16 protein-coding genes are annotated in these 19,807 nt (G+C 38.3%); 4 read left to right on the top strand and 12 right to left on the bottom strand.

Annotated features, from left to right (window positions below; translation table 11 throughout):
• Positions 1 to 2: 2 nt before the first annotated feature.
• Genes ABS768_RS03035 through ABS768_RS03025 form a run of 3 tightly spaced genes read right to left on the bottom strand, consistent with a single transcriptional unit; the run spans position 3 to position 4,024 of the window.
• Entirely contained in the window at positions 3 to 2,543 is a 2,541-nt protein-coding gene (locus tag ABS768_RS03035) for a TonB-dependent receptor (protein ID WP_408073505.1), read from the bottom strand.
• Complete coding sequence (locus ABS768_RS03030) at positions 2,540 to 3,454, bottom strand: FecR family protein (protein ID WP_408073504.1); 915 nt, start codon at positions 3,452 to 3,454, stop codon at positions 2,540 to 2,542. The genes ABS768_RS03035 and ABS768_RS03030 overlap by 4 nt, the downstream gene beginning before the upstream one ends.
• 48 nt (positions 3,455 to 3,502) lie before the next feature.
• Positions 3,503 to 4,024, bottom strand: a complete 522-nt coding sequence (locus tag ABS768_RS03025) for an RNA polymerase sigma factor (RefSeq protein WP_408073502.1) — start codon at positions 4,022 to 4,024, stop codon at positions 3,503 to 3,505.
• A gap of 105 nt (positions 4,025 to 4,129) precedes the next feature.
• Here ABS768_RS03025 and ABS768_RS03020 point away from each other — a divergent pair, with 105 nt between their 5' ends.
• From ABS768_RS03020 to ABS768_RS03010, 3 genes are all read left to right on the top strand, one after another.
• Positions 4,130 to 4,807, top strand: coding sequence for a hypothetical protein (locus tag ABS768_RS03020; protein ID WP_408073500.1), 678 nt, complete (start codon positions 4,130 to 4,132; stop codon positions 4,805 to 4,807).
• Between the two features lie 712 nt (positions 4,808 to 5,519).
• Entirely contained in the window at positions 5,520 to 6,860 is a 1,341-nt protein-coding gene (gene ffh, locus ABS768_RS03015) for a signal recognition particle protein (protein WP_035130085.1), read from the top strand.
• 57 nt (positions 6,861 to 6,917) lie between these two features.
• The gene (locus ABS768_RS03010) at positions 6,918 to 7,805 is read left to right on the top strand and encodes a bifunctional 5,10-methylenetetrahydrofolate dehydrogenase/5,10-methenyltetrahydrofolate cyclohydrolase (RefSeq protein WP_330441954.1); all 888 of its coding nucleotides are present in this window, start codon (positions 6,918 to 6,920) and stop codon (positions 7,803 to 7,805) included.
• A gap of 93 nt (positions 7,806 to 7,898) precedes the next feature.
• Here ABS768_RS03010 and ABS768_RS03005 read toward each other — a convergent pair whose 3' ends face one another.
• The 7 genes from ABS768_RS03005 to ABS768_RS02975 all read right to left on the bottom strand — a co-directional run bounded on the left by ABS768_RS03005 (position 7,899) and on the right by ABS768_RS02975 (position 16,678).
• Positions 7,899 to 10,772, bottom strand: a complete 2,874-nt coding sequence (locus ABS768_RS03005) for a fibronectin type III domain-containing protein (protein ID WP_408073499.1) — start codon at positions 10,770 to 10,772, stop codon at positions 7,899 to 7,901.
• Positions 10,773 to 11,172: 400 nt separating this feature from the next.
• Positions 11,173 to 12,015 (bottom strand): SDR family oxidoreductase, encoded by an 843-nt coding sequence (locus ABS768_RS03000; protein ID WP_408073497.1) that lies wholly within the window; start codon positions 12,013 to 12,015, stop codon positions 11,173 to 11,175.
• 84 nt (positions 12,016 to 12,099) lie between these two features.
• The gene (locus ABS768_RS02995) at positions 12,100 to 12,996 is read right to left on the bottom strand and encodes a helix-turn-helix domain-containing protein (protein WP_408073496.1); all 897 of its coding nucleotides are present in this window, start codon (positions 12,994 to 12,996) and stop codon (positions 12,100 to 12,102) included.
• A gap of 64 nt (positions 12,997 to 13,060) precedes the next feature.
• A complete protein-coding gene (gene rluF, locus ABS768_RS02990; RefSeq protein WP_408073495.1) occupies positions 13,061 to 13,900 on the bottom strand; it encodes a 23S rRNA pseudouridine(2604) synthase RluF in 840 nt (279 codons plus the stop codon).
• 17 nt (positions 13,901 to 13,917) lie between these two features.
• Positions 13,918 to 14,763, bottom strand: coding sequence for an alpha/beta hydrolase (locus ABS768_RS02985; RefSeq protein WP_408073494.1), 846 nt, complete (start codon positions 14,761 to 14,763; stop codon positions 13,918 to 13,920).
• 38 nt (positions 14,764 to 14,801) lie between these two features.
• The gene (locus ABS768_RS02980; RefSeq protein ID WP_408073493.1) at positions 14,802 to 15,581 is read right to left on the bottom strand and encodes a zinc ribbon domain-containing protein; all 780 of its coding nucleotides are present in this window, start codon (positions 15,579 to 15,581) and stop codon (positions 14,802 to 14,804) included.
• 2 nt (positions 15,582 to 15,583) lie between these two features.
• Entirely contained in the window at positions 15,584 to 16,678 is a 1,095-nt protein-coding gene (locus ABS768_RS02975) for a Nif3-like dinuclear metal center hexameric protein (RefSeq protein ID WP_408073492.1), read from the bottom strand.
• A gap of 96 nt (positions 16,679 to 16,774) precedes the next feature.
• Between ABS768_RS02975 and lpxK the strand changes: the two genes are divergently transcribed.
• Positions 16,775 to 17,791: a tetraacyldisaccharide 4'-kinase gene (lpxK, locus tag ABS768_RS02970; RefSeq protein WP_408073491.1), complete on the top strand. Its 1,017-nt coding sequence runs from the start codon at positions 16,775 to 16,777 to the stop codon at positions 17,789 to 17,791.
• A gap of 3 nt (positions 17,792 to 17,794) precedes the next feature.
• On the opposite strand, the gene gap is transcribed toward lpxK, so the two are convergent.
• Together gap and lipA are read right to left on the bottom strand one after the other, a co-directional pair.
• Entirely contained in the window at positions 17,795 to 18,796 is a 1,002-nt protein-coding gene (gene gap / locus ABS768_RS02965; RefSeq protein ID WP_408073490.1) for a type I glyceraldehyde-3-phosphate dehydrogenase, read from the bottom strand.
• Positions 18,797 to 18,826: 30 nt separating this feature from the next.
• Entirely contained in the window at positions 18,827 to 19,717 is an 891-nt protein-coding gene (gene lipA, locus ABS768_RS02960; RefSeq protein ID WP_408073489.1) for a lipoyl synthase, read from the bottom strand.
• Positions 19,718 to 19,807: the final 90 nt, after the last annotated feature.

Raw genomic sequence — 19,807 nt, 5'->3', positions numbered from 1 at the left:
ATTTAGAATTTTAATCTGACCATTGCGTTTGGTGTTCTTTCAACCGAATAGGTGTTTACCACTTCAATAAGGTCGGTTTCATCGTTAATACGGTAGTAGCGGTTTATGATATTCTTTTTGTTTAATACATTTAATACGGAGATTCCCATTTGCAGGGTAGCCATGTTTTTAAGTTTTAAAGAATAAAGAGCAGAGAAATTAACCTGAAAGAAGTTCTCTATGTTATCTCCGTTTGGCGATGCGTAGCTTATTTCGGGATATCCTGGTGTGTTATATACAGGGTCATTACTTAATGGTATTGTTTCGGGTCTTCCGGTAAACCATTTGCCTCCTAGGGCAAACTTCAGGCTCTTCCATTCATAAGTAGCAGCACAGTTAACAGTATGTCTTAGTTCAAGGTTATTAGGGAACTTTGATGGGTTAAAACCCTTAAAGTCGTATTTATTATTGTTCCAGGTGTAGCTAAACCATGCATAAAAACCGTGAAACTGTTTTTGGATCAGAAACTCCGTACCAAAAACCCTATAATCTCCTGTTAGGTTAATAAGTTCCAGCTGATTTTGAAAACCCTGTTCGGCAGTTGTGATACCTGATACTTTTTTGTAAAAGTTTTCAAGAGAAACCTGCCATCCTCCGGATTTATAATAAACACCTGCCGATATTTGCCTGCCTTTTTGTATAGGAATGTCCTCTCCATTTGCCATAATCCACCTTCTTTTCTCAATGCCTAAAAAGTCCTGTTGTACTTCGGCAATCTGGGAGGTTGCCTGGCTTTTAAATTCTCCAAGAGCTTCCAGTTTCCAATGATTGTTTATAGTATAGTTAAACTGTAACCTTGGCTCTAAAAGAAAAGTGGACAGGCTGGAAAAATAGTTACCTCTTAGCCCGAATTTTGCGTAAAACTTACTGTTTTCGGGGTTATATTCTGCCTCACCTACAAGGGCATGGCTTCTTAATACATCTTTTGTGGTTTGGAAATAATCAGGAGAGTTTATCCTGTTTGTGTTTTTGATTCCCAATTCACTGTACTGATAGCCTGTGTGTACTACCAGGTAAGGGTATAGGTTAGTGCTATTGCTTAAGCGGAACCCGGTGTCTACAATGTTGTTTTCCTGTTCTACAGCCTGATTATTTAATAAGGCTTCGTTATTTCCGTTTACATGGTAGTAAGAGCCATACATAGTGATTTCGCCATAGTTCTTTTCATTCCATTGTGATTTCCATGTAGCAGATCCGCCTAGTGTAAGTTGTGACAGGTTACTGTTTTTTACCAGTACACGGGTAGAAGTAATAGTTCCCTGAGTAAAATCAAGTTTATTGTTTATACCTATAAAATCGATAAACAAGTCACTTTTATCACTGGTTTTAAGATGATATTGTCCGGTAAAGTCGTAGAAGTAAAATTCCTTATCACTTTTGTAGTTAATATCGTTACTGTTGCTAAGTTCGGTAACTACTGTGTTCTGGAAAATTCTTTTTGAGTATTTGCTGTAAGCGGGGAGGTCTATGGCATCGGTAAAAGATCGTCTGGCCGATAGCTCCAGCCCTGATTTTTCAGATAGTTTTAAAACCGAATAGAAGTCGGCATTAATCATATTGGTTCCTATACCGAAACTGCTGTCGTCTATATTTTCAGATCTTGAAGATATATCAACAACACTCGATACGCTTTCACCATAAAAGGCGGAAGTTCCGTTTTTGTATATTTTTATCTGATGGGGCAGGTTAGGGTTAAAGCCGGATATGAGTCCAAAAAAGTGTCCGGTTTGAAAAAGTCTTATCCCGTTCCATAAAAATAGGTTTTGGTCGTGAGTACCGCCTCTTACATTAATGTTAGAAACGGTTTCATCTATACTGCTTATGCCCGGTAATTGCTGCATGGTTTGCAGTACATCAGGTTCTATAAGTCCGGGTAGTATACCAAACTTTTTAGGTTTAATAACAAAGCTGCCATCATCCTTTTTGGAGATACCGGTGGTAAGGTATCGTTCGGCAACAATCTCTTCAAGTGTGGTAGTGAAAATAAGTTTAAGGATAATAGTACGGCAATCGTCCTTAAAACTGTTAACCGTTAATGTTATGGGTTCGTAAGCCGGGTGGCTTATCTCTATAAGGTCATTTTTATTTCTAACTATTTTAAAGTAACCGTCCTTATCAGTTTCTACCTGTTCGTTTTGGGAAGTATATCTTATTGTTGTTCCTTCAATAGGAACAGTATATTCATCTACTATATATCCGCAGATAAATTCTTCGCTAACCGGTTTGTAGATGCTTATGTATTTGCCTGATTGTTTAAAGCTAAGTCCTGTTTGTGTCCTGATATAGGATAGCTTTTCACCAATAAGTAAGCTTTTTTGAGGAGGTACTATTTTAAACGGACTGATGTCACTATTAAGGTAGCTGAATTTTACATTGTGCTGTTCTTCAATTTGTACCAGTATGTTTTTTAAAGGCAAAACCTTGCTTACATCCTGGGCATAGGTAGCCCGGACGAAAAAAAAAAATAGTACAGAAAATAAAAGCAGTCCTTTTTTTAATATCATTCTACCGATAAAATAACGGTGCCCTTACCTGTTTTTTTAGCTTTTAAGTGATACTTGTCTGTAAAAAAGGCTAACGTAGTGTCAAGTTCGTTCATAGGTAGGGTACCTGTAAATACATTTTCAGGAGATAGGGAAACATTTTTATCCAGCTCTATTTTTACTGCATAATGCCTTTCTATTTCTTTAATAATATTTTCAGGCTTCTCGCTTACAAAAGTCACTTCGTTATTCATCCAGCCCGGTTGTGCAGCTTGTGTTTCTGGGATAGTTATTTCTTCTCCATCCTCAAAGGTAATACTTTCGCCCGGAGTTAGAAATACTTCCTGTGATTTATAAGTAACTTTAACCTTACCCTCAAAACAGGTAACATCAAAGCGATTATCTCTGGCTTTTACATTAAACTGGGTACCTACTACGGTAACTTTTCCCAGAGGTGTATTTACATCAAAGGTTTTTCCTTTTGCCACCCTAAAGTAAGCTTCACCTTTAAGGTCTATGCTTCTTTTTTTGTTCCAGTTCCATGATTTGAATTCGGCTTCTGAACCGGAATTCAAAACGACGGCCGATTTATCCGGTAGAAGGAATTCGGTTTTTTCACCAGCCTCTGCTATTTGAGTAGTAGTATTATTTGTGTATAAAACAAAAGTAAGGCACAATGCAATAATCAATACGGCAGCTATGCGCACAAGCCATGGCTTATGTAGCTTAACCACTTTAGTTTTCGGTGCTTCTCTTTTTTCTGTTATAGCATTATATAGCCTGTCGGTATCCGTTTCCGGAGCCTGCAGTTGAGCAGAATATTCTGCGATTTTCCTGTAAGTGTCAAACTCAGGTAAAGATTCAAATTCCTTTAGCTCCTTTTCATCCATCTCCCCGGCAAGCCACTTCGCTAATTTTATATCCTCTTTCATTATTATGTTTGTTGCTTTGATTTGTAAACAGTTAATTAAATAAATACCCTACCTGAAATTTTCAATTTCTTTTCTCAATTCCAGTAAGGCACCATGAATTCTTTTTTCTACGGCCTTTACACTTATGCCTAAAATCTCGGCAATCTCATAGTATTTTTTGCCGTCAATACGGTGCATAAGGAAAGCGGTACGCTGCGCTTCAGATAAACCGGCTATAGCCTTTTGCAGTTTTACCTTAAACTGATCTTCTTCCATAATAAACTCAGGGCTTTCTGATGAAGAAGTGGGGCCGTTATGCCTCTTTGCATATTCCAATACAACCTTTTGGTGTGCAATATGGTTTAATGAAGCGTTATTTGCTACAGTGTATATAAATGACTTGGCTTTTTCGGGTGGGACATTGGCACAGTTTTCCCATAGCTTAATAAAAGCTTCCTGGGTAACATCCTCGGCACGTTCTTCATTACCAAATTTATAATAAAGATAGTTTTTGAGCGTTTTTACATGTGTTTTGAAGAAATTGGAAAAAATCAATTCTTCGCAAATATTCGATATGGAGTTATTTTTCATTTTCGGAGTGCAATATCAGTGTGAAATTATAAAAAATAATGCAAACAGGTAGGGCTTTTCCCTTTTTAACTGTTTAATTATTGTCCGAAAATGGTAAATGTGTATATGAAGTTCGTCAAAGCAAAAATAGAATTTTTTTTTATTCTCATAACATTATTGCTGTTTTCCTGTCAAAGCGAAGAAAATATTGTTTTTCAGGATACCTCGGGCAATCTCATTTCAGGTTCAGAGTTGGTCGTTAAAATGATGAAAGTAACTCAAAACCCTGTGTCGGCTGATAATATTATAGACAGTACAGATTGTTTTTCGGTTAAGCTGCCGGTTATGGTTATTGCAAACGGACAGGGAATTACTATTGCAAACGAGGCCGATTATTCCCTTATTGAAGATGTTTTCAATCAGTCCCAACAGGATATAGATGAGGTACAGGTACAGTTTCCTGCTACAGTTGTTTATGCTGATTATACCGAGGCGGTTATAAGTACGCAGCAGGAATGGTTACAGGCGGCTACCTGTAATGAAAGCGGAAGCGATTTAACCTGTATTGCTTTTGAATACCCTATGTCTGTAAATACCTATGATACGGTAAACCAAATTGCTGATGTTGTGGTTGTAGATGACAATATGGAGCTGTATGGCTTTTTAAGCAATCTTAATGAAGATGTACTGGCTGCCATTGCTTATCCGGTTGTGGTGCAGTCTCCCAATGGGGGTGAAATTACTGTTTCTGATAATGAGGAGTTGCTTAATGCAATCAATCAGTTTACGAATTTGTGTGAATAAATTGCAGAATAAAAATAAACTGTTGTATTTGAGTGATGTAACATGAGTAGGTTACTAACTTAAACTACTGTAATTATGAAAAAACATGTTCTTAGATTAATGTTGGCATGCACTTTGATAACTGTATTGCAGTTCTGATGATAACCCGGATGATGATGTTGATTTTAATATCGGTTTTGCATCGCTGGCAGATTTTATGGGTCTCACAGACGATTGGGATGTGGTCCAGGTAACATCGAGCACTATAAGCCTGATTGATGTGAGCGGTGGAAACGGAGGTACAGATACCCTTGTGTTTCAAAAGAATTAAAATAATATCCTTATGCTGCTTTTACAGTGAAGGAATAACAATAAATGAAAAAGAAAAACTAGTATCTATTCTGATAAACGGAAGCTTCAAAGTTATTTGAATTGCTATGAAAACTAAAAAGAGCCAAAGTTTATCTGTGCAGAAAAACCAGCCTGAAAAGGCTGGTTTTTTTATTTTTTCGAAAAAAAATGAAAACAGGGGTAGGGTGTAAAACCTTATGACTGTTTTACTATCAACACCGATTAACAGATGCAATAATCGTAAAGTTTGTGTTTTTTTTTAATATTCAAGTTTTTTCCTCAAGAAAACCAGTCCTAAAGGCTGGTTTTTTTATTGCATAACTCTGTTAACTTCAAAATCAAATTCTTAAATTTGCACCTTATAAAATCTGAACAATAAATTATGTTTGATAATTTAAGTGATAAGTTAGACAAGGCCTTTCATATTCTTAAAGGGCACGGGAAGATTACCGAAGTAAACGTAGCTGATACCCTTAAAGAAGTTAGGAGGGCACTACTTGATGCCGACGTTAACTTTAAGATAGCTAAGGATTTTACCAATAAGGTGAAAGAAAAAGCTATTGGCGAGAATGTATTGACTACATTACAGCCGGGGCAGCTTATGGTTAAGCTTGTAAAAGACGAGCTAACCGAACTTATGGGTGGAGATGTTGCCGGGGTTAACCTTTCGGGTAATCCATCGGTAATATTAATGTCCGGTTTGCAGGGTTCGGGTAAAACCACTTTTTCCGGTAAGCTTGCTAACTTTTTAAAAACAAAGAAAAACAAGAAACCTTTACTTGTTGCCTGTGATATTTACCGTCCGGCGGCAATAAACCAGCTTCACGTAGTTGGAGAACAAATAGGTGTAGAGGTATACTCTGAAGAGGGGAATAAAAATCCTGTTGAGATTGCACAAAATGCAATTAAGCATGCTAAGGCAAACGGCTTTAATGTAGTTATTGTGGATACCGCAGGTCGTCTTGCTGTTGATGAGGAGATGATGAACGAGATTGCTAACGTTCATAAAGCCATAGAGCCAAACGAAACGCTTTTTGTGGTGGATTCCATGACAGGTCAGGATGCTGTTAATACTGCAAAAGCCTTTAACGACCGCCTTAACTTTGACGGTGTTATACTTACCAAGTTAGATGGTGATACCCGTGGTGGTGCCGCTATATCTATCAAATCGGTAGTTAACAAACCAATCAAGTTTATTGGTACGGGTGAGAAGATGGAAGCTATTGATGTTTTCTATCCTTCACGTATGGCCGACCGTATTCTTGGTATGGGTGACGTTGTATCGTTAGTTGAAAGAGCGCAGGAGCAGTATGATGAGGAAGAAGCAAGAAAGCTTCAGAAGAAAATCGCTAAAAACGAGTTCGGTTTTGACGATTTCCTTTCTCAAATACAGCAGGTAAAGAAAATGGGTAACATGAAAGACCTTATCGGGATGATTCCGGGTGCAGGTAAAGCCCTTAAAGATGTAGAGATCGAAGATGATGCCTTTAAGCATATAGAAGCTATTATACATTCCATGACTCCGGTTGAAAGAAGCAAGCCGTCTGTTCTTGATGCAAAAAGAAAGAACAGGATTGCTAAAGGATCGGGTACGTCCATACAACAGGTAAACCAATTACTGAAGCAGTTTGACCAGATGAGCAAAATGATGAAGATGATGCAGGGAGGTGCAGGTAAAAACATGATGCGAATGATGGGCGGAATGAAAGGCATGAGGCCATAAGAAACTGTAGAGGCGCGGGTAACCGCGTCTTTTTTAATAATAATTAACAGATATAACATGCAGTTATTAGACGGGAAAAAAATTTCTGAAGACATTAAGAATGAGATTGCCGCTGAGGTAAAAAAGATGAAGGACAATGGTGAAAAAGTACCTCACCTTGCAGCGGTTATTGTTGGTAACGACGGAGCAAGTCTTACATATGTAGGTAGTAAGGTAAAGTCATGTGAGCGCGTTGGGTTTGAGTCTACACTTATAAAATTACCAAGTACTATTAGTGAAACCGAGCTTTTAAAGAAAATTGAAGAGCTTAATCAGGATGATAATATTGATGGTTTTATCGTACAGCTTCCGTTACCGGAACAGATAGATGATCAGAAGGTACTTATGGCTATCGACCCTAGTAAGGATGTTGATGGTTTCCATCCTGAGAACTTTGGTAAAATGGCTTTGGATATGACTACTTTTATCCCGGCTACCCCGTTTGGTATTCTTGAGCTTTTAGAGCGATACAATGTACAAACTGCAGGTAAGCATACAGTAGTTATTGGTCGTAGCCACATTGTAGGTAGGCCTATGAGTATCCTTATGGGGCGTAAAGGTTTTCCTGGTAACTCTACTGTAACACTTACACACAGCCATACTAAAAACATTAGCCAGATTACTACTCAGGCCGATATTATTATTACAGCTTTAGGTGTGCCTAACTACCTAAAAGCAGAGATGGTGAAAGATGATGCTGTAATTATTGACGTGGGTATTACACGTGTTCCTGATGAAACTGCCGAAAGAGGTTATAGGATTACAGGTGACGTAGATTTTGCTAATGTTAGCAAAAAAGCATCATACATTACTCCGGTACCGGGAGGTGTGGGACCAATGACAATTGCCATGCTGCTTAAAAATACATTACTTGCAAGAGAACAAAGAGCAATGAGAGGACAATAATCCTTTTATTTCATTAAAAAAACAAAGGCTGCTAATTTTATTAGCAGCCTTTTTCATTAAAAAAAACTATCAATCTGAATTAATTTAATGATGTTACTTTTTAAGAACCTTAATTTGTTTCAGTTCGTTGCCCGCATGCACAGTAAGGAAATAAGCTCCTGATGGTAAAGAGCTCATATTAACCTGAGTTGTTTCTGTTCCTGCTTTTTGCTGTAGTACAAGCTGTCCTGTCAGGTTGTATACTTCTACATTGTCAATTATAGTAGAGTTGCTTAATGTTACAATGTCTTCGGTTGGGTTTGGTTGGTAGGTAAAACCTTTAAAGGTATTGTTGTTAAGTCCCAGTTCTACTTCGGTAGTAAACTCTACCATTTCCCAGTCACTCCATATTGGTCCACATTGCGTTCTTACAAATGCATAGTATGTGGTTTCCGGCTCAAGTTCTGAGAAGTCAGTTGTGAAGTTTTCTTCATACGTTCCTTCTGCAGGAGGTGTATCGTTATCACCTATTGCATATTGGTATACGCTTGGAGTGGTGTTGCCTTCTGTCGTAGCTTCCCATGCAAACGTAGCACTGTTTTCGGTAATATCTGATACTGTCAGATTAGAAGGGGTACCGCAGGCATTTTCTTCTACGCTAAAATTATCAACATAAATACTGCCCTGAGCGCCTTCACTTTGTGCATGGAACCCAAAGTAATAAATACCGTCTTCCTCTACTGTTACATAGTTAGTAGTTTGTGTTACTGGAGTAGCATCGGTAATGGTATGCTCACCTATGACACCTCCTTCTGAAGCTGTTGCAGGATTTGGATTGGTACTTAATATTACCATTAGGCTTTCGGTAGTAGTGCCACTATCGTTACCGTAAGTGTATTGTATTTGATAGAAAGTGCCTGCGGTTAGTTCTATTCCCTGTGTAAAGTACCAAGCATCTGCATTGGCCTCTGTTCCTGTGTAAGTTAATGTATTGGAGTCAAATCCACTGCCCGGATTACCTGCTGTAGCCCACACACTGCCGCTGTTAGTGGCAACAGTATTACAGCTAGGTATTTCCGGAGCGGTAGCCGACTCAAAATCTTGTGTATATGGTACTGTCGCTGTTTCGGTACAAGGTGTTGTAAATACTAAGGGTGCAGGCCATTCTCCCATAACAGGTCCGCAAAAGTTCCTTATGAATACATAGTAAGTTGTTCCTGCTTCCAGTTCATCAAAAGTTACGTTCAAGTCGTTAACCATAACCATATCTGCTTCTGAAGGAATATCGCTAGTCCCGAAAGTATAAAAATATCCCATTGATGTACCGCCTTCGGCTGCTTCCCATGCTACTGTGGCGGTTGTTGGGGTAATATCTGTAATAGCTATGTTTTGTGGCAGGCTACAGGTCCATTCGTCAATAATAATGTCATCTATGTAAATGTTTCCCTGATTTGCATCACTATACGCCTGTATCCCGAAGTAGTATACCTCGCTATTGTCGCCTACGGTAAACGGAGCGGAGAAATAAACTTGTTCTTCGTTACTGTTTATACCTGTAATCTCGGTAATTGTATTTGTCCATGTAGAAGGGTCTGGTGAAGTACCGAATCTTAATCTTATATTTTCGGTAGTTTCACTACTGTTATTACCATACCTAAAGCTTATTTTGTAAAAAGTATTAGCTTCCATTTCTACCGGAGCCATCACAAAATAGGTATTTGCTGTTTCAGTATTACCACTATACATTAATGTACCGCTTTCAAATCCGCTTCCAGGATTGCTTACAGATGTCCAGTTGCTTCCGGTATCTATAGTTACAGATGAGGTACATTCCGGTATTTGTGACTCAGTAAGCGATTCAAAATCTTCTGTGTAAGGTAGTGGTGTAGGCTCACATGGTGTAGTGAATTCAATAACTTCCCATTCACTGTTTACATCACCACACTCATTTTTTATAAAAGCATAGTATGTAGTATTAGCTTCCAGTTCGGTAAGTTCCTGATATAACTCTGTAACAGTTTCAGGGGAAGCAGGTGGAGTATTTGTAGTAGAGTAGCCAAAATAATATCCTGTAGAGGGAACATTTCCTTCTGTTGCTGCTTCCCATGATATTGTTGCACTATTATAAGTAAGAGCACTGGCTGTAGCATTTTCAGGGGTCCCACAAACGGTTTGCTGTAAGGAAAAATCATCTATATAAAGTTCGCCCTGATTTGCTTCGCTTAAGGCGCGGAAACCTATATAATATGTACCTGTCTCTTCTACAGTAAAGAAGTTTAGATCCTGTGTGTGTGGTATAGCATCATCTATGGTGGCAGCATATAGTGCTACTGCATCTTCAGCAGTAGGAGAAATACCATAAGTGAGCATAATGCTTTCAGCAGTTTCTGTACTGTTATTACCATACCTGAATGTTACCTTGTAATATGTTCCGGCTTCAAGGTTTACGCCTTTAGTAAATAACCAGCTGTCTCCGGCTACAGCGCTAGAACCAAATTTTAATGTACCGGTTTCAAAACCCGATCCCGGATTTGTAACTGTAGTCCAAAAAGGTGAACCCGAATTAGCTATAGAAGTTGTACATTCAGGGATTAAGCTTGCGGTTACATTTTCAAAATCAAGGGTATAAGGTAACTCTGCACCTGTACACGCTGTTGTAGTGAATTCAGTTCCGGTACTCCAGTCACTCCATGTGCCCGAACAAAATGACCTGATGTAGGCAGTATAGGTAGTGCCTGATGCTAAAGGAAAATAATTTGACATACTTGTTGAAGTTGTGGTTCCTCCGGCAGTAGCATCGTTATCGCCCACTACGATGCTGGCCTGGTAAAATTGTACTTCACTTCCTGTTGAAACGGCATCCCAGCTTAATAAAGCACTGTTTGATGTTATTTCTGTTACTGTAAGGTTACCCGGTACAACACATTGTGCTGTTGCCATAAAGACCTTTAATAACAAAAAAGAAATCAGAATAATAGTTCTTTTCATAATGATTAATTTTTCTAATAGTTAATAGTTGTAGTTTTTCTTAGCTTTTAATCATGCTTTTTTGAGGTAAAAAGCGTGACAAATAGTTTCGCAACGTTAATGAAAAAACAAATTTTTTTTAGTTAAAGCATTGATATTATGGTGGATAAAAAAGCGACAAATGCAATGACAAAAAGCGACACTTGTTTTTTAACTATCTGTTTTTTAGTGTTTTATGTTTTGTTGTGATTGATTTTGTTTTCTTTTTCCTACAACGTTTTCATTTTTTTATTTTTTTTGAAGAAATGATGAGAATTCAGTTTAAATGGCTGATTTTAATATTTAATCAAACAGAAGGGTATAAAAAAAACAAAAGGACTTACATAACGTAAGTCCTTTTGTAAAAACAGAAATTGTAGATTTAAAAATCAGTAGCTTTAGTAGTGGATTCCCATGTTTTTAATTCCTGCTCTAAGTTTTTAAGCTTGGTTTCTGCCATTTGATATGCATCACTACCAAGGAAAAGGTATAATGGCGGATTAGCAGTTTCAGAAACCTTAATTATTTGCTCAACACCTTTTACAGGATCTCCGGGCTGGTTACCGTTAATGGTGTTTTCATGTAGTGACTGTGAGTTTCTTGCCGAAGTATAGGCTTCAATTGGGTTTTGCGTTGCGGCAAGTGAATCAGGGTTTAGGAAGTTAGTTCTGAAATACCCCGGTAATACTAAAGTCACGTTTATATTGAAGTCTTTCATTTCTTCCGAAAGGGCTTCGGTGAACCCGTTTACAGCAAACTTGGTAGCGCAATAAATACCAAAACCCGGGAAGTTACCTATAAAACCGCCTACAGATGATATGTTGAAGATGTGCCCTGATTTCTGTTCGCGTAAATACGGAAGTGCTTTACGTATAACATTAAGGGTACCAAATACATTCACTTCAAAGTTTTGGCGAGCTTCCTTGTCTGTCAGTTCTTCAACTGTACCTAATAATCCGTAGCCTGCATTGTTAACCACATTGTCCAGTTGACCAAATTTTTCAACAGTAGCTTTTAGTGCCTTTTCTACACTATTCTCACTGGTAAGATCTACTTCTAACGGAAGTAAATTTTCATGTTCTCCGGCAGCAGCCAATAATTGGTCTTTACTTCTTGAAGTGGCAGCAACATAGTTTCCTTTTGCTAAGAGCTGTTTTACAAACTCTAGTCCTAAGCCTTTGCTGGCTCCCGTAATAAACCATACTTTTTTCTCTTTGTTTTCCATAATTGTTCGTTTTTAATTATGGTACAAAGTTATGAGCAGTGTAGAACTTATAGCTTGCTCCGGTCAAACCAATAATTGCAAAAATCAAACATTTCTATAATGAGAAGGCGTTTGGGTAGTTTGTTTTTTGAAAAAGTTATTGAAATGCGAAGGTTCTTCAAAGCCAAGGCAGTTGCTTATTTCGGCTATGTTCCAGTCGGTATGTCTTAAAAGGGCCTTAGCTTCAGCAAGTAAACGTTCACTAATAAGAGTAGTGGTGGTTTTGCCTGTTGTTTGCTTTATGGCGCGGTTAAGATGATTAACATGTACCGATAGTGTTTGGGCAAAATCATTAGCCGATCGCATGTTAAATCGCTGTATAGGTGTTTCTATAGGGAATTGCCTTTCAAGTAACTCATTGAATACAGAAGTGATGCGAGAATTTGCGTTAGGGTGAGTATAAAGGTTTTCTGCCGGTTCGGTTTTGAGTGCAAGGTGAATGATCTCATTAAGGTAACCTCTCAATAAATCATATTTAAAGGCATAATCCGAGTTGATTTCATTCAGCATCTTTTCGAAAATAGCCGCAATAGCTTCTTCCTGAGTGTGGTTTAGAATATAGGATGGTTTGCCTCCCGGAGTGAACATAGGTAACTCATTAAGGCTGCCTCTTATTTTTTCGGTAAAAAACGGTGCGGTGAATATACAGAAATAACCTGTAGGGTCTTCTGATAGGGATTCCCATGTATATGGAACCTGCGGATTAAAAAATACCAGAGATGTACCGTCTACCTCAAGACTCTTATCAGCATAGTGGTAGCGGTTTTTACCTTTTACAAAAGTAACCTTGTAATAATCCCTGCGGGCATACCTTACCTGTTTGCCGGGTTGCAGGCAGTCTTCCAACCTAAAAACATTAAAATGACCAACGCTGTCATTTAGGTTTTGTGGTACTTCTTTCCTTTTGTCTTTATAAAACTGGGTGAGAGATTCTGATTCCATATTGAAGGTGATTGCAAAATTCAATCAAAGATACGAAATATTGTAATTCCCTTTAAGGTATGGGTTATTTTCTCTTCCTGAAGTCGCCTTTCCTGTTTCGGTTACCGTTTTCGTTTCTGCCGGTGTTTTTCGGTTTGTTGGTTAACGGTTTTTTGTTTTCAGTTTTAGTTTTAGGTAAGCTCGCTTCTTCTGTTTTACTGGAGTCAGATATAAGTTTGTTCAGTTCTTTTATTTCTACTGAAGTAAGATCACGGTAACGGCCTACGGGCACATCCAGAGAAATGTTTATGATTCGTATACGTTTAAGCGCAGTAACCTCATAACCTAAAAACTCACACATACGGCGAATTTGCCTGTTAAGTCCCTGTGTAAGCACAATCCTGAAAATGTATTTGCTAACCTGCTCCACTTTACACTTACGGGTTATAGTGTCCAGAATTGGCACACCGTTACCCATGCGTTGTATAAAGCGGTCGGTAATCGGTTTGTTTACCGTTACTATATATTCCTTTTCATGGTTGTTACGGGCTCTTAGTATTTTGTTTACAATATCACCATCATTGGTCATAAAAATTAGGCCTTCACTGGCTTTATCTAAACGCCCTATAGGGAATATGCGGGTAGGGTAGTTTATGTAGTCTACAATGTTGTTTCTAACATCGGGGTTAGTGGTACATTCAATACCAACGGGTTTGTTGAAGGCAAGGTAAACGCTTTTTCCTCTTTTTTCGGTAATCAGTTTTCCGTCAATGCGTACTTCATCCTCAAGGCTTACTTTGGTTCCCATTTCGGGCACAACGCCATTAATGGTTACACGGCCTTCTTCAATAAGTTTGTCGGCTTCCCTGCGGGAACAGTATCCGGTTTCCGAAATAAATTTATTTAAACGCTTAAGCTCTTCCATCGTGCAAAGATACGCTTTTAGCTTTCAAAAAGGAAGGAGTATATTTTGTTGTAAAGTACATCGTCATGCATGCTGTGTCCAAGTCCTTTTGTGATTATAAATTCGGCATCAGGCCATGCTGCTGCTATTTTTTCGCCTTCCTTAAATGGTACTACTTCATCTTTTACATCATGAGCTATCAGTCCTTTTGCTTTTATTGTGGTAGCAAAAATACCACCCGAAAACTCTTCGGTCTTTATTTTGAAGTGTTTGAAGAAGTGTTTTTTAAGTAACTGAATTACGTTTAGATTCAGGCTGAGTATACCGGCATAATTGTGTAGCAGTGTATTAAGATCGCTTGGAGCACCTAATATTACCATTTTCTTGATAAAATCGTTAGGGTACTGTGATTGATAGTGTATGGCAGTTGCGCCTCCCATCGAGTGGCCAATCATATACTGTGGCTGGAATTCCTTTACCACGATATCTAAAAATTCTGAATAGCGCGGAACGCTAAACTCGTGTCCTGACGATAAACCATGTGCAGGAGCATCTACAGCTATAATAGTACTGCCTGATTTTTTAAGGTAAGGCATAAGCAGTTCCCATCGGGAAGCATTGCTTTCCCATCCGTGTACAAGGAGTATTTTGGTGTCGTTACCTTTCCAAATGTAGGTTTGGAAAATAAAATTATTGTGAGTAATAATTTCAGCTTCGGCCTCTTTAAGTATATCGGGAAGATTGTCTTTGGATAATCTGCCTTCTCGTGGCTCACTGAAAAATTTATATGCCAATTTACTTGCTTTTTGTGGAGCAATGTAACTGAGTGTGTTTATGTATAGTCCTATGGATTTAGACAGGATAAAGGTAATCAGTTTCTGCATGGCAGTTAAAAAAGCCCCGCATTGGCGGGGCTTAAATATTATAATTTAGCGAACAATTGTTCCATTTTTTCTTTTTCTTCGTCAGCAAGAGTGCTGTCTACTAAAATTCTTCCACTGTGCTCATCTGTAATGATTTTTTTGCGTGAAGCAATTTCCATTTGAGTTTGTGGAGGTATAGTGAAGAATGATCCGGCAGAAGCACCTCTTTCAATAGAAACAACTGCAAGTCCGTTTCTTACGCTTGTACGTATTCTTTTGTAAGCAGCAAGAAGTCTTTCTTCAATTTGTCCCTGGTACTCAGCTGATTTTTCGATAAGGAAGTTTTCTTCTTTCTCAGTTTCAGCCATAATAGCACCAAGCTCTGATTTTTTATGGTCAAGGTGGTTTTGTTTAGCCTCAAGTCTTTCCTGAGACTGACCAATTACCTCTTTTTTATGCTCAATAGAAGCTTTCATCTCTTTGATGTGCTTTTCAGCAAGCTGGATTTCAAGCTCCTGGAATTCGATCTCCTTAGTAAGTGAGTTGAATTCACGGTTATTGCGAACATTTTTTTGCTGCTCAGTATATTTCTTGATTGCAGTTTTGTGCTCGTCAATAGCGTTTTTCTTTTCTTTGATCTGATCCTCAATAGATTCAAGATCACTTTTAAGTTTGTCAAGCCTTGTACTTAATCCTGCAACTTCATCTTCAAGGTCTTCCACTTCAAGAGGAAGTTCACCCCTTACATTTCTGATTTCGTCTATTCTTGAATCAATTAACTGTAAATCATAAAGTGCCCTTAACTTTTCTTCAACACTTAATTCCTTGGTATTCGCCATATTTATAAGTACTTAACTGGATTTGTATTTTCTTGCGATAAAATGATTGCAAAATTAGGAATTTTTTTCGTAAGATAATCAACTATATAATTTTTTGTGTAACGTTCGCTCTCAAAATGCCCTATATCTGCCAGTAAAAGCCTGTTTTCTGCTTCATAAAACTGATGGTATTTTAAATCGGCAGTCAAAAAAGCATCTGCTCCTTTAGCAATAGCACTTTTTATAGCAAAACTACCCGAACCTCCCAATACAGCTACTTTTTTAATTGGTTTCCCTGTAAAGGCACTGTGTCTTATACCTCCGGCTTCCATCTTTTCTTTTACAAAAAGCAAAAAGTCTTTCTCATCCATAGGCTTTTCAAATTCGCCTATCATCCCTAAACCAATGTTTTGATGTTTGTTTTCCAGGCTGTAAACCTCATAGGCTACTTCCTCATAAACATGATTGTTAAAAAGCGCTTTTAGTATTTTCGACTCCAGGTGCTTCTCAAAAGTTACTTCGATTTTTATTTCTTTATCTTCTACAAAATCGCCGGGAAGTCCTATAGCAGGATTACTGTCTTCATTTCCCTGATAGGAGCCAAATCCCTGTGAGGTAAAGCTGCAGTTTTCATAATTACCGATGTTTCCGGCTCCGGCATCAAACAATGCATTGCGCAGTTTTTCTACATTTTCGGGGATGGTAAAGGTGATAAGTTTACGTATGTAGTTTTCTTTAGGTACTAAAACACAAGTGTTTTTTAATCCTAAAGCATCACAAAATATTTTGTTTACACCGTGTTTGTGGTTGTCTAAAGCGGTGTGAACGGCATAAATGGCAATATCATTTTTTATGGCTTTAATTATTGAGCGTTCCACATAGTTTTTTCCGGTTATTTTTTTTAATCCTGAAAATAATATAGGATGAAAACAAACTATAAGGTTGCAGTTTTTTGCAATGGCTTCATCAATAACATTTTCCAGCGCATCATGGCATACCAGTACTCCGGTAGCATTGTTGTTGCTGTCGCCGGTAAGCAGGCCTACATTGTCAAAATCTTCGGCATAGGCTAACGGAGCCATTTCCTCTAAAACGGCAAGTATATCTTTTATTTTCATGAAAACGGTATAGTGTAAGCCCAAATTTAAAAAATTATTGTGTGTAAGGCAAAGCTGAAGTTGAATTAATAGAGTAAAAAATTTTACATTCGTAGTATGAAATTAATCAGGAAAATTTTACTTCCCTTCTCATTACTGTATTGGCTGGTTACGGCCATTCGTAATTTTTTATACGATACAGGTTTTTTTAAGTCGCAACAATTTAATTTGCCCGTTATTGCTATTGGTAACCTGAGTACCGGAGGTACAGGTAAGTCGCCTCAAACCGAATATCTTATACGATTGCTGAAAGATAATTACAGGCTTGCTACTTTAAGCAGGGGGTATAAAAGAAAATCGGAAGGGTATGTTTTAGCTGATGCTAATGCTAATGCAGATATACTTGGTGATGAGCCTTACCAGTTTTACAGTAAGTTTCCTGATGTTAATGTAGCGGTTGATGCCAATAGGGTAAACGGTGTTGAGAGTTTATTGCAACTTAATCCGAGCCCTGAAGTAATTGTGCTTGATGATGCTTATCAGCACCGTAAGGTTAAGGCGGGATTTTATATACTGCTTACTGCCTATGGTGATATTTATGCCGATGATTATTTGTTGCCTGCCGGAAACCTGCGTGAGGGTAGGAGCGGAGCTAAGAGGGCAGATGTGATTGTGGTTACTAAATGTCCTGCAGGTATAACGGAAGCAGAGCAGCAAAAAATTGAGAAAAAATTACGGACGCAACCCAAGCAAAAGGTGTATTTTACTGCTATAGAATATGATACTGTTGTTTATGGTGATAACAGTGAAGTTTCTACAAAAGAGATAAAGGAGACAGATAAAGTGCTGGTTGCCGGAATAGCTAAGCCTAAACCGTTTTTCGATCAGTTAAAAAACAGTTCTGATGTATGTTTAACCTATCCTGATCATCATGATTTTTCAGCAAAAGATATTGATGATATACTGGCTGCTGCAAAAGACAGGATTGTGGTAACTACCGAAAAGGATTATGTAAGACTCAAAGATAAAATGCCTGCCGGGAAACTGTTTTACCTGCCTATAAAAACTTCTTTCCTTGACAGGAAGGAGGAGTTTGATAAAACCGTTTTAGATTTTGTTGGTGATAATAAATAAAACTTACTTGCTGATAAAAAGGATAAGGTCTATTATTCTTGATGAATAGCCTATTTCGTTGTCATACCATCCTACTATTTTTACCATTTTATCCAGTGCCGATGTAAGTTGAGAATCGAAAAGGCATGAATTCCTGTTGCCTAGAATATCTACCGATACAATAGGGTCTTCGGTGTATGCCAATATACCTTTCAGCTCATTCTCTGATGCTTTTTTGAAGGCGTTGTTTATTTCCTCAATACTTACCTCGCGTTTTACATAACAGGTAATATCGGTTAGTGAGCCGTCCGGTACCGGTACGCGTATACCACTACCACCGATTTTACCATCAAACTCAGGGAAAATTTTGGTAAGTGCCTTTGCGGCACCTGTGGTTGTAGGTACTATAGATTGTGCTGCTCCGCGCGCACGTCTTAAATCCTTATGTGGTTGGTCGTGCAGGCTTTGATCTGTAGTGTAAGAGTGTACTGTTGTGATGTAAGCCTGATTAATTCCGCAAAGGTCATTAATCACTTTCATCATTGGTGCAGCATTATTTGTAGTACAGCTGGCGTTAGAGACTACTTTTTCTGTTCCGTCAAGTATATGTTCATTAACTCCCAGTACAACAGTTTTTATCCTGTCGTCTTCCGGTGGAGCCGAAAGCAATACTCTTTTAGCACCTGCTTCTATATGTTGGTTGGCATCTTCCAGGGTTTTGAATTTACCTGTAGATTCCACAACAATATCAACGTCAAACAGAGTCCAGTTAATATCCTTAACCAGTTTGTTCCTTAAAAAAGGAAAGCTTTTTCCGTTAATTATGATAGAGGTTTCGGTATGGGTAACTTCATGGGGTAGTATGCCGTGAATACTGTCATACTTAATAAGATGAGCCATTGTTTTTGCGTCGGCAATATCATTAATGGCTACCACTTCAATTTCAGGGTGGTTAAGTAAGAGCCTGAAAAGGTTTCGGCCTATGCGACCGAAACCGTTTATGGCAATCTTTATTTTTTTGTCCATTGTTTTAAAAACAATTACAGCAAAAAGCTATTAAAGGATGTGTTTTTGTGCTTTGTATGAAGAACGTACAAGTGCGCCGCTTTCTACGTGGCGGAAACCAAGCTCTAAGCCTATTTCCTCATATTTCTTAAACTGATCGGGAGTGATGAACTCTTTTACAGGAAGGTGTTTTTTACTAGGCTGCAGGTACTGGCCTATAGTAAGTACGTCTAGGTTTACAGCTCTAAGGTCGTGCATGGTTTGGATAACCTCCTCTTCGGTTTCGCCAAGCCCAAGCATAATACCTGATTTTGTACGGTTAATACCGCTGTCCTTAAGGTAACGAAGTACTTCAAGGCTACGCTCGTATTTTGCCTGTATACGCACCTCACGAGTAAGTCTTTTTACCGTTTCCATGTTGTGAGAAACTACTTCTGGGGCAACCTCAATAATACGGTCTATGTTTCTCTCAATTCCCTGGAAGTCAGGTATAAGGGTTTCTAGTGTGGTGTTAGGATTCATCCTGCGGATAGCCTTAACGGTTTCGGCCCATATAATAGAACCTCCGTCTTTAAGGTCGTCACGGTCCACACTGGTAATAACGGCATGTTTAATGTTCATTAGTTTGATAGAACGCGCTACTTTTTCCGGCTCATCCCAATCTACTGTTTCAGGCCTTCCGGTTTTAACACCACAAAAACCACATGAACGTGTACAAACATTACCCAGTATCATAAAAGTAGCAGTACCCTCACCCCAGCATTCGCCCATGTTAGGGCAGCTTCCTGATGTACATATGGTATGTAGTTTATACTTATCTACCAGTCCTCTTAATTCAGTATATTTTTTCCCTGTAGGCAGTTTAACCCTAAGCCATTTAGGCTTTTGAGTAAGCAGTCCGTTTTGGGCAGTTGGTTTTGCAGTATCTAATACGGTTTCCATAATAAAAACTTTAGATTGCAAAGATAAGGTATATTTGTGGATATTATGTAACGATTAATTTTTATGGCTAAAGCTCTAAAAATGTTATTA

Source organism: Flavobacterium rhizophilum, assembly GCF_046000485.1.
In the GTDB taxonomy this organism is placed as follows: Bacteria; Bacteroidota; Bacteroidia; order Flavobacteriales; family Flavobacteriaceae; genus Flavobacterium; species Flavobacterium rhizophilum.
Note: the sequence above shows the minus strand (reverse complement) of the source record. Positions and strands in the feature narration are given on the sequence as shown.

Excerpts from the sequence above, each read along its gene's own strand:
- ABS768_RS02975 (WP_408073492.1), bottom strand. The coding sequence starts at position 16,678 with ATGAAAATAAAAGATATACTTGCCGTTTTAGAGGAAATGGCTCCGTTA.
- gap (WP_408073490.1), bottom strand. The coding sequence starts at position 18,796 with ATGGACAAAAAAATAAAGATTGCCATAAACGGTTTCGGTCGCATAGGC.
- ABS768_RS03010 (WP_330441954.1), top strand. The coding sequence starts at position 6,918 with ATGCAGTTATTAGACGGGAAAAAAATTTCTGAAGACATTAAGAATGAG.
- ABS768_RS02985 (WP_408073494.1), bottom strand. The coding sequence starts at position 14,763 with ATGCAGAAACTGATTACCTTTATCCTGTCTAAATCCATAGGACTATAC.
- lipA (WP_408073489.1), bottom strand. The coding sequence starts at position 19,717 with ATGGAAACCGTATTAGATACTGCAAAACCAACTGCCCAAAACGGACTG.
- ABS768_RS02995 (WP_408073496.1), bottom strand. The coding sequence starts at position 12,996 with ATGGAATCAGAATCTCTCACCCAGTTTTATAAAGACAAAAGGAAAGAA.
- rluF (WP_408073495.1), bottom strand. The coding sequence starts at position 13,900 with ATGGAAGAGCTTAAGCGTTTAAATAAATTTATTTCGGAAACCGGATAC.
- ABS768_RS03035 (WP_408073505.1), bottom strand. The coding sequence starts at position 2,543 with ATGATATTAAAAAAAGGACTGCTTTTATTTTCTGTACTATTTTTTTTT.
- ABS768_RS03020 (WP_408073500.1), top strand. The coding sequence starts at position 4,130 with ATGAAGTTCGTCAAAGCAAAAATAGAATTTTTTTTTATTCTCATAACA.
- ABS768_RS03025 (WP_408073502.1), bottom strand. The coding sequence starts at position 4,024 with ATGAAAAATAACTCCATATCGAATATTTGCGAAGAATTGATTTTTTCC.
- lpxK (WP_408073491.1), top strand. The coding sequence starts at position 16,775 with ATGAAATTAATCAGGAAAATTTTACTTCCCTTCTCATTACTGTATTGG.
- ABS768_RS03005 (WP_408073499.1), bottom strand. The coding sequence starts at position 10,772 with ATGAAAAGAACTATTATTCTGATTTCTTTTTTGTTATTAAAGGTCTTT.
- ABS768_RS03030 (WP_408073504.1), bottom strand. The coding sequence starts at position 3,454 with ATGAAAGAGGATATAAAATTAGCGAAGTGGCTTGCCGGGGAGATGGAT.
- ffh (WP_035130085.1), top strand. The coding sequence starts at position 5,520 with ATGTTTGATAATTTAAGTGATAAGTTAGACAAGGCCTTTCATATTCTT.
- ABS768_RS02980 (WP_408073493.1), bottom strand. The coding sequence starts at position 15,581 with ATGGCGAATACCAAGGAATTAAGTGTTGAAGAAAAGTTAAGGGCACTT.
- ABS768_RS03000 (WP_408073497.1), bottom strand. The coding sequence starts at position 12,015 with ATGGAAAACAAAGAGAAAAAAGTATGGTTTATTACGGGAGCCAGCAAA.